Source organism: Buchnera aphidicola (Nipponaphis monzeni) (genome assembly GCF_006741185.1).
GTDB classification, from domain to species: Bacteria; Pseudomonadota; Gammaproteobacteria; order Enterobacterales; family Enterobacteriaceae; genus Buchnera_H; species Buchnera_H aphidicola_T.
In genome coordinates this window covers 1-10,426 of the sequence record NZ_AP019380.1, presented here as the reverse complement: position 1 = coordinate 10,426, position 10,426 = coordinate 1, and the positions used below count along the sequence as shown (strand labels likewise).

The 10,426-nt window shown below is 20.9% G+C and carries 7 protein-coding genes; 6 read left to right on the top strand and 1 reads right to left on the bottom strand.

Translation table 11 applies throughout. From position 1 onward, the window contains the following. Nucleotides 1–403: 403 nt before the first annotated feature. The 5 genes from BUCNMO_RS02440 to leuD all read left to right on the top strand — a co-directional run bounded on the left by BUCNMO_RS02440 (nucleotide 404) and on the right by leuD (nucleotide 7,575). The gene (locus BUCNMO_RS02440) at nucleotides 404–877 is read left to right on the top strand and encodes an Hsp20 family protein (RefSeq protein ID WP_158345303.1); all 474 of its coding nucleotides are present in this window, start codon (nucleotides 404–406) and stop codon (nucleotides 875–877) included. A gap of 824 nt (nucleotides 878–1,701) precedes the next feature. Continuing rightward, complete coding sequence (gene leuA, locus BUCNMO_RS02435; protein ID WP_158345302.1) at nucleotides 1,702–3,249, top strand: 2-isopropylmalate synthase; 1,548 nt, start codon at nucleotides 1,702–1,704, stop codon at nucleotides 3,247–3,249. Nucleotides 3,250–4,445: 1,196 nt separating this feature from the next. Then, entirely contained in the window at nucleotides 4,446–5,546 is a 1,101-nt protein-coding gene (gene leuB, locus BUCNMO_RS02430) for a 3-isopropylmalate dehydrogenase (RefSeq protein WP_158345300.1), read from the top strand. A gap of 3 nt (nucleotides 5,547–5,549) precedes the next feature. Continuing rightward, nucleotides 5,550–6,950, top strand: coding sequence for a 3-isopropylmalate dehydratase large subunit (gene leuC, locus BUCNMO_RS02425; RefSeq protein WP_158345298.1), 1,401 nt, complete (start codon nucleotides 5,550–5,552; stop codon nucleotides 6,948–6,950). Nucleotides 6,951–6,963: 13 nt separating this feature from the next. Further along, nucleotides 6,964–7,575, top strand: coding sequence for a 3-isopropylmalate dehydratase small subunit (leuD, locus tag BUCNMO_RS02420; RefSeq protein ID WP_158345296.1), 612 nt, complete (start codon nucleotides 6,964–6,966; stop codon nucleotides 7,573–7,575). Between the two features lie 459 nt (nucleotides 7,576–8,034). Here leuD and BUCNMO_RS02415 read toward each other — a convergent pair whose 3' ends face one another. After that, nucleotides 8,035–8,532 carry a TIGR00645 family protein gene (locus BUCNMO_RS02415; RefSeq protein ID WP_158345294.1) on the bottom strand — a complete coding sequence of 166 codons (498 nt, stop codon included), beginning with the start codon at nucleotides 8,530–8,532 and terminating at the stop codon, nucleotides 8,035–8,037. Nucleotides 8,533–9,222: 690 nt separating this feature from the next. On the opposite strand from BUCNMO_RS02415, the gene repA reads away from it, so the two are divergent. After that, entirely contained in the window at nucleotides 9,223–10,098 is an 876-nt protein-coding gene (repA, locus tag BUCNMO_RS02410) for a plasmid replication initiator RepA (RefSeq protein WP_158345293.1), read from the top strand. The last annotated feature ends 328 nt before the right edge of the window (nucleotides 10,099–10,426 follow it).

Genomic DNA, 10,426 nt, shown 5'->3' with positions numbered 1-10,426 from the left:
AAATAATTTTCTTTAAGAAAAATAAATATACACATATTTTTTATTTAAAAAAAAACACCCACCGTTTTTTGTAATTTATCTTATTTACTTAACATTACATATACGATAGGTGTGTTAAAAACAATTGATATATTAATTCTTAAAAACTTCTATTTATTTAGCAATTGTTGACTTATTTTTTTGCAACGTATTAATAAAAAAGAACATTTTTTTAAAAAAATACTTAATTTATTTTTTTTGTAATATAAATATTATTTGTATCTACAGTTGAAAACACTTGTAATAGACTCTATCTTCTAAATAAGAGGAGTGATTGTAAAATTAACCTGTATAACAAAAAATGATTTCTGTTTTTTGTCAATAAAAAAACAATTTTTTATCATTTATGGAGGTTCTTAAATAAATGTCTATTGAATCTTTTACTCTTTTACCAAGTTTTACTGATGACATATTTGCTAATCGCTTTAATCAAATTGATAAAGTATTTAGTACTTTAACAGGTTCTAAACCTTTATCTGATGTTCCTCCTTATGACATAGTTCAACTAACTAACACTCATCACCAACTAGTAGTAAGTGTACCTGGATTTGATGAAAATGAATTAGAAATTCTAGTACAAAATAACCAACTAAAAATAAATGGGAAAAAATTTTCTAATCCTCAAATATTAAAAAATAACAAATTTATTCATCAAGGTATTCGTTGTAGAAATTTTTCTTTAAATTTTAATTTAAGTCGTCATATTAAAGTTAAAAATGCTTGTTTAGTTACAGGATTGTTAAAAATAGATTTTGAACAGCAGTCCCCAGAGACAGATAAAACAGAAAAGATTTTTATTAATACGTTGCAAAAAAATAAGTCAACAATTGCTAAATAAATAGAAGTTTTTAAGAATTAATATATCAATTGTTTTTAACACACCTATCGTATATGTAATGTTAAGTAAATAAGATAAATTACAAAAAACGGTGGGTGTTTTTTTTTAAATAAAAAATATGTGTATATTTATTTTTCTTAAAGAAAATTATTTTTTTAAAAATTTATAGTATGAAAATAGATTGTAAATAATAATTTTTTTGAAAATTAATTTTTTAAATTTTTATTGTTATGTATATTATTCTTTTACATAGAATATTTTATTTTTTAATAAACAATTAGGATATATATTTCATTGTAATTTTATTTATAATTTTTGTACATTTATTTTACATATCTAATTATTTATAAAAAATTTAGTTAATTTTTTTTAAATATTCATTTGACAATAACTAGTTGCTAAAAAAAAATAAAAAGTTATAATAACACTATCTACGTAATTATATTACGTACTTATTTAAATAAAAAATATTTATAAGTTAACTAATCATTAGTTAATTCATGATAGAATTCTAAATATAAATCACATCATTTTTTATGTGTGGTCAACTTCAATAAAAATAGTTTCTCACAGTAAAATTAAATAAATTAAAGAAAATTATTCATATTTATAAAAAATAAAATTTTTATTTGTAAAAATAACATGTATTTATTAAAATTAAACACAAAAATATATAGTAATAACTGATATTTATTAGTAATTTTTTATCTGCTATTTTTTGCAAAATATTAATTTTTATTAAAAAATTTTAAAAGATATAATGTTAAAATAATTTTTTAATAATTACTTATTGTAGTATTAATTTAATTTAAATAAGGAAAATAATGAATCAGCAAGTTATAATTTTTGATACTACATTAAGAGATGGAGAGCAATCTTTGCAATCTAGTCTTAATACATCAGAAAAATTAAAAATTGCTTTGGCTTTGGAAAAAATGGGAATTGATATTATTGAAGCAGGATTTCCTATTTCTTCTCCTGAAGATTTTAAATCAGTACAAACTATATCTAATAATATTAAACATGCTCGAATATGTAGTTTAGCTCGATGTGTTCAAAAAGATATTGATATTGCAGTACAAGCAATGCAATTAGCAAAAAATTTTAGAATTCATATATTTTTAGGAACCTCTAATCTTCATGTTACATCAAAATTAAAAAAAAATTTTAAAGACATTTTAGAAATGGCTGTTTACTTTGTAAAATATGCTCGAAATTTTACAGATGACATTGAATTTTCCTGCGAAGATGCAGGTCGTACTTCGATGAGTAATTTATACCAAATTGTTTCAAAAACTATTCAAGCTGGTGCTTCAACTATTAATATTCCAGACACTGTAGGTTTCACTATTCCAAATCAATTTTCAAAAATTATACAGAACCTATATGAAAATGTTACTAACATTCATCAGGCAATTATTTCAGTTCATTGTCATAATGATTTAGGTATGGCTGTTGCAAATTCTATTGCTGCAATACAATCAGGTGCTCGACAAGTAGAAGGAACTATTAATGGTATTGGAGAAAGGGCAGGTAACGCTGCTTTAGAAGAACTTGCTATGATTATGAAAATTAAATCAAAACTTTTAAATGTAAAAAATAATATTAATTATAAAGAGATTTATAATACTAGTCGAATTGTTAGCCAAATCTGTAATGTACCTATTCCATTTAATAAAGCAATTGTTGGGAAAAATGCTTTTGCTCATTCTTCAGGTATACATCAAGATGGTGTTTTAAAAAATAGAGAAAACTATGAAATATTTACACCTGATTTAATAGGACTAAAAACAGTTAAATTAAATTTAACTTCTCGTTCGGGCAGAGCAGTTGTTAAACATTATATGGGAAAAATGGGATACTCAAATAAAGATTATGATTTAAATTTATTGTACATTAATTTTTTAAAACTAGCTGATCAAAAAGGGCAATTATTCGATTACGATTTAGAAATACTTGCTTTTGTTAAAGATTACAATAAGTTATTAAAATTTTATAAGTTAATATTTTTTAATGCTCAATTAAAATTTGACGAATCAATTATAATTACAATTAAAATGAATTGTGGAGAAAAAACTTGTAGTCAAACTATTTCTACTACTAAAGGACTTTTTTATGCTATAAACAAAGCATGTATGAAAATTACTAATTATCCTATTTTTTTAAAAAAAGTAAAAATTGTTACTAATCAACAAAAAACAAAAATCTTAAATCAAACATATTTGACAATAAAATATTTAGATAAATTATTTTACGGTACAAGTGCGTCAACTAATTTTGTTAAATCGTATATATTAGCAATAACAAAAATACTTAATAGTATATTTCAGTATCGTCAAGTTAATAAAAATAAAAAAATATATAAAAAATAGATTGTTATATATTTAACAATTAATTTGATATTAAATAATAAATTAAATATAAAAAATGTTAACTTTTTAACGTAAAATTTACTTTTTTATATAAAAACTGTTTTATAAAAAAACAAACAATTAAATAAAAAAATATTTCACAAATTTTATAACTTATTCTAAGATGTATCATAGAATAAATTGATTTCAATTTTAATAAATGTTTTTATTAATTAAATTTATCAAAAACTTTAACTTTATAAATAAATTAATGTATATTATACATATATGAATATACGAATAAAATATTTTCATGGAATTAATATTGTATATTATGTACTCATTTATATTTAAAATTATAAAATAATATTTTGTATATTAAAGTACTTATTTAAATAAATATATAAATTTACAACAAAAAATTATTAGTGTATTATTTTATAATAAATAAATAATCTTTATAATATAATAGTGTTAACAAATTATTTTTATAAGAAATAACTAGAATATACAAAAAACATTTTATTATATACATAATAAATTCTTTATTTTAGTTATAAAAATTATTAATATTATTTGATACTAAATAACATTTTTATTCCTTTAATTATTAATATATTTATTAAATAATATTTAAAAAAATGTTATTTAAATAAACTTTAGATAGAATGATTAAATTAACAAGTATAAAAATAATATTTTCAATTATTTTAATGCTAAATAAATGTATTTTTAGTTAAATTATTGTTGTTGATTTATTTTAATTAACTAAATATTTTTAATACAATAAGTAATATTTACTAAAAAAACTAGATAATTATATTTTTATAAATAATAAATATATATATATTCAATAATAATTGTTATATAAAATATTATTAAATAAAGTAATTTTTAATAATTATTTTATAAAAAAATATTTTTTAGAATTTATATGCTATTAATGTAATTAAATAGTAATCTTCCATATTAATATAAATTAGTAACTAAAAAATTTATATTTCAAGTAAACAGTAGTATTTCATATCATCATCTAATAAATAAAATATTAAAAAAAATATCTATTTGAAATTTTTATGTAAATTTTGTTCATTTAATTAAATATTTTTTCAAAATATATTGTTAAATGAATATTAATTATTATTTTTGCAATAAAAAATTTTTTATTAAATATTATTTGAATAAAAAATAAAAAATAAAGGAAACTATTTTTATATATGAAAAAAAAATACAATATTGCAATATTACCAGGAGATGGCATAGGTCCTGAAATTATTCGAGAAGGTTATAAAATAATAAAAATATTAAATGAAAAATTTCATAGTAATATTAATACTCAAGAATATATTATTGGAGGTGCCTCTATAGATAAATATGGTTTAGCCCTTACTAAAAAAACTTTATTAGGATGTAAACAATCAGATGCTATTTTATTTGGTTCTGTTGGAGGAGAAAAATGGAATAAATTACCAGAGAATCAAAGACCGGAAAAAGCAGCTTTACTGAAATTAAGAAAAAAATTTAATTTATTTGCTAATATTCGACCATCTAAATTATATCCATGTTTAATAAACGCATCTCCTTTAAAACGTAATATTATAGAAAAAGGTATAAATATCCTTTGCATTAGAGAACTAATTGAAGGTATTTATTTTGGTCCTAGTGGAATTGAAATTATCAATAATTTAGAAAAAAGAGCTTTTGATACAGAATTATATTATCAATCTACAATCGAAAAAATAGCGAAGTTTGCGTTTAAAATCGCTCAAAAAAATAATTATAAAATAACTTCAATTGATAAATCTAACGTACTAAAATCTTCTTTATTATGGAGAAACACAGTTACTAAGATATCAAAAGAATTTCCCAATGTTCAATTATCTCATTTATATGTAGATAACGCAGTAATGCAGATTGTTAAATGTCCTAGTCAGTTCGATATCCTATTATCTTCTAATCTATTTGGAGATATCATCTCAGATGAATGTGCTGCTATTACTGGTTCAATTGGTATGTTACCTTCAGCTAGTTTAAATGAAAATGGTTTCGCTTTATATGAACCAGCAGGGGGATCTGCTCCAGATATTCAAGGTAAGAATATTGCAAACCCAATTGCTCAAATTTTATCAATAGCTATGCTAGCAGAATACACTTTAAAATCTTTAGAAATATCAAATGCTATAGAATATGCTGTACATGAAGCCTTAAAGTTAGGATATAGAACATTAGATATCTTAAATTTAGATAATAAAAAAGATTATATTTCTACAAGTCAAATGGGCGATTTTATTGCACAAATATTAAAATATAAGGCATAAATAATGGCAAAAAATTTGTATAATAAAATTTATGACGCACATATTGTTTCCAATGATAAAAGTCAAATTCCAATTATATATGTTGATTTACATTTATTACACGAAGTAACATCTCCACAAGCTTTTAATTCTCTAAGAACTTATAAAAGATGTGTACGACGTCCTGATAAAACTATTGCAACAATGGACCATAATGTCTCAACTCAAAATAATAGTATCGAAGCTTCTGGAATAGAAGCTCAAATACAAATGCAAGAGCTTGTTAAAAATTGTCAAGAATTCAATATTCAACTTTACGATTTAAAACATCCAAATCAAGGTATAGTGCATGTTATTAGTCCTGAACAAGGGTTAACATTACCAGGAACAATAATAGTGTGTGGTGACTCTCATACTTCGACTCACGGTGCTTTTGGAGCATTAGCTTTCGGAATTGGTACTTCTGAAGTAGAACATGTTTTAGCGACTCAAACTTTAAAACAAAATCGTTTTAAAACTATGAAAATAGAAATTAATGGATATATTCCTAAATACGTTACAGCTAAAGATGTTATTTTATCAATTATAAAAAAAATTGGTACTTCAGCTGGTACTGGATATGTTATAGAATTTTGCGGAAGTACTATTATTAATTTAAGTATGGAAGGAAGAATGACTATATGTAATATGGCTATTGAAATGGGAGCAAAATCAGGAATTATAGCACCAGATAATATAACTTTTGATTATTTAAAAAATCGTCATTTTTCACCTAAAAAAAATGATTGGAAATTAGCAAAAAAATATTGGAAATCTTTAAAATCCGATAACAACGCTTATTTTGATAAAACTTTTACGTTTAATGTTTCCTCTCTTTCTCCTCAAATTTCTTGGGGTACTAATCCTAGTCAAGTAGTAAATGTAACTGATAAAATACCTTTTCCTGAATCATTTAAAAAAAGATATGAACAAAAAAATGCTGAAAAATCATTATCTTATATGAAATTAACTGCTGGTACGTATTTAACTGATCTTACAATTGATAAAGTATTTATAGGTTCTTGTACTAATTCTAGAATAGAAGATTTAAGATTAGCAGCAACTATTGTTAATAGTAAAAAAGTCTCTTCAAATATTCAAGCTATTGTTGTACCTGGATCAAAATTAGTAAAAAAACAAGCTGAAATAGAAGGATTAGATTTAATTTTTATTAAGTCTGGTTTTGAATGGAGGTTACCAGGATGCTCAATGTGTTTAGGTATGAATAATGATAAATTAAATCGTGGAGAACGATGTGCATCTACAAGTAATAGAAATTTTGAAAATAGGCAAGGTAGAGGTGGTTTAACTCATTTAGTAAGCCCTGCAACAGCAGCTGCAGCTGCTATATTTGGACGTTTTGTAGATGTTAGAAACATTAATTAGGGAAAATAATTATATGAAAAAATTTATTAAACACATAGGTAAAGTAGTTCCTATAAATAGGTCTAATATAGATACAGATGCAATTATTCCTAAACAATTTTTAAAAAAAGTAACAAAAAATGGATTTGGTGAACAACTATTTTATAATTGGAAATATCTTTCAACTAATAATTTAAAATTAAACAAAAATTTTTCTTTAAATAAAACTATTTATCAAAATAGCAGTATTTTATTAACTGGAAAAAATTTTGGATGCGGCTCTTCTAGAGAACATGCTGTATGGGCATTGAAAAATTATGGTTTTAAAGTTATTATTGCATCAAGTTTTGCTGACATTTTTTATAATAATAGTTTTAATAATCAATTATTATTAATTAATTTAGATGAAAAAAATATTAATTTGGTATTTAATATTGTAGCACAAAATCCTGGTATTAAAATGACAGTTAATTTATTAAAAAATTATATTAAGATATTAGAACAAAAAATTTTTTTTAATATTAATTCATTTTACAAACATTGTATGTTAAATGGACTAGATAGTATTGATCATACTTTACAATATAAAACTAAAATAAAATTTTATGAAAAAAAAATATCTTATTTTTTTCCTAAAGTAATATAGTAGATAGTTATAAATTAATATATTACATATGAAAAAGTAGCTTACAAAACAGTAAGTAATATAATAAAATATATTTATGATATCTTACATATAAAAACACCATTTAAAAATAATAATAATAATGTTTTATATTTTTTAAATTAATTTAAAACATTTTAGTACATATGAAATAATAATTATTAATTAATATTTAAATACACCAGTATAAATTTAATTTATAAAATTTTAAATTCATTAATAAAAAATAAAATTTAGTTAATTTAATTATTTAAAATTAACTAAATTTTATATGTTTATATGAGTATGAATGTGTTATTTGTGGAAGAAACATTATTTAAATATATCATTATTTTTTAATAAATATTTTAATACTAATAAAATGCAAAAAAATATTATTTTTTAATTTATATATAAAATATTTTTTTAATAAAGAATATTAAATATTTTTTTAAAAAATAATTAAATATACTTTTTTTTATTCATTTTATCAATAACAGCCATACCAAAAGCAGATATAACAAAAGTTAAATGTACGATCACACACCACATAATTTTGTCATTTAAAATTTTTTCAGCATTCATAAAAATACGTAATAAGTGTACAGAAGATATGGCTACTATCGATGAAGCTACCTTATTTTTTATTGAATTTACGTCCATAGTTCCCATCCAACTTAATCTTTGTTGGTTTTCTATCATATCCATTTTTACTATAAAATTTTCATATCCAGAAAACATAACCATTACTAATAAGCCACCTACCAAAGCTATATCAATTAATGATAAAACAATTAGAATAAGTCCTGATTCAGATAAAGTTAAAATATCTGGAATAACAGAAATTACTTGTTGAAAAAATTTTAAAGTAAGTAAAATAAAACTACATGATAATCCAACATAAACAGGAAACATGAGCCAACGAGAAGCATAAATAATTCTTGCTATCATTTTTTTCATTTTCCATTTATCCTTGATTTATTTAAAAATGTTTTAATAATGTTATTAAAATATTATTAAATTTTATAAAATTAAAAACATATTAAAAATATGGGTAATTTAATCATATAAAAAATAAACGTTTTAAAATACTTGAAATTTAAAAATATTTTTTTATAATTACGTTATATTAAATTATTAATTATAAATTAATTTAAAAAATTTTTTATATATCAAAAATATAATTATAATTATTAAAATTAATTTAAAAATAATATCAGTATATTAAATATATAATTTTATAAAATAATAATAATTAATTAAGATGTTATTAACTTAATTTTAAAAATAACGTTTTGTAAAAAATATATTTGTTTTAAATAGTAAAAAAATTTAATATATATCATTTTAAAATATTGATTTTTTTGATTAGTTATATTAAGTTTTTATTTAACTGAATAAAAAATTATTTGAATTGATTTAATTTATTTAAAAATGTTAAAAAATATAAATAAAATAATTGCATAATTTTTTAAAAAAATATTATACAATTGAAATATTTAAAATATTAAATAATTAAAATAGAGTATTTACTTGTACTATTTATGCATAAATAGTACTTAATACAAATAATATAGATTAGATATAATCTATATATGTAAAACATTATTTAAAATTATCCCAATATAAATTATAAGTATATAATATATTATGTTATATAAAAAAAAATATGTATATAATATGTTTCCAATATTTACGCCACCTAAAGAACAAAAACCTCGACCGGCGTTTATTAAGTACGCTATGTCTAGAGCATCAATGGTGGACGTAGCACGTTCTGAATTAAATTATACTCTTCAACCTAAGAGTTCTACAACAGGCAAAAAAATTTTACGTAAACGTCGATTAAATGAACATCGTGCTTGTGCTATGAGGGCTATGGTTTCTGCTATGTTATATCATTTTAATATTGTGTCTGAGCTAGTACAAGCTACTGTAGAACAATTATCTGATGAATGTGGATTATCTACTATTTCTAAAGCTGGCAATAAATCAATTACTAGAGCTTCAAGATTAATAACAGATTTTATGGAACCTATGGGATTTGTTACCTGTAAAAAAATTTGGGATAAAATTGTTGGTACTTATTTACCTAAAATTATTCGGTTAACTCCTTTATTTTTTAATTTATTTGGCATTTCAGTAAAAAGATTACACAATGCTCAATTGCAACGTTTAGGATGGATTAATAAAGGTTTAATAGATCGTGGGTTAGAATGTATTACATTAGTAGAAGCATGCAGAAGAATTAAAGATAATCAAATATGTAATATTTTTAAATATAGAAAATCTAAACATTCTTTTTATAAACAAAAAATAAAAGCTCAAAAAATTTGTAGACTAGAAGAAACTGAAGCAAAACAAAAAATACTTAGAGTTTTAGTAAAAAGATATTCTTTAGTAGAATTAACTACAATGGGACCCCAAGGCTTAAAAAAGCAAGTTAATATAGAATATTATTATTTACGTAAATTAGCTATAACCCCCTATCCAGACGCAGATACTCCTTTTAAAAAAACTAATTAAATAAAACAAATAATTGATTATTAAAAAATATTTTTTTAATAAAAAAATAATTTAAAAAATTTTTACAAAAAATTTTTTAAATTTTATACGCATACTTTTATTTTTAATTAGTACATTTATTAAAAAAATTTTTAAAGTTATAATGCTTTATTTTTATTATAAATGCATGTGTCAAAAAATCATAAATGCATCTTAAGAAATAGATGCAAAATAACTAAAGTCTTTAAAAAAAAAAAAAGAATAATATACATAACAATAAAAATTTAAAAAATTAATTTTCAAAAAAATTATTATTTACAATCTATTTTCATACTATAAATTTTTAAAA